This window comes from Streptomyces sp. SID12501, assembly GCF_010550245.1.
Taxonomy (GTDB): domain Bacteria; phylum Actinomycetota; class Actinomycetes; order Streptomycetales; family Streptomycetaceae; genus Streptomyces.
On the sequence record NZ_JAAGLU010000983.1, the window covers coordinates 1 to 397 of the forward strand.

A 397-nucleotide genomic window follows, 5' to 3' on the forward strand; every position below is an offset into this window, starting at 1 on the left:
GCCGGCATAAAGCCCGTGACGAACCCGACCTCGACGGCGATCTTCAAGTCGCTCATCTCGCTCAAGACCCGCAACCCGTTCATCTTCGCGTTCCACCCGAACGCGCAGCGGTCGTCGGTCGCCGCCGCGCGCATCGTGCGCGACGCCGCGGTCGCCGCGGGCGCCCCCGAGCACTGCATCCAGTGGGTCGAGCTGCCGTCGCTCGCCGCGACCGGCGCCCTCATGAACCACCCCGGCGTCGCCACGATCCTCGCGACCGGCGGCAACGCCATGGTCAAGGCCGCGTACTCGTGCGGCAAGCCGGCCCTGGGCGTCGGCGCGGGCAACGTGCCCGCGTACGTCCACAAGAGCGCCCGCCTGGCCCGCGCGATCGACGACATCGTGCTCTCCAAGGTCT

At 71.5% G+C, this 397-nt stretch carries 1 protein-coding gene; it reads left to right on the forward strand.

Annotated features, from left to right (window positions below; genetic code table 11):
* Positions 1–397 (forward strand): aldehyde dehydrogenase family protein (locus G3I71_RS49460; protein WP_164325535.1); only part of this gene is annotated, 397 nt, incomplete at both ends.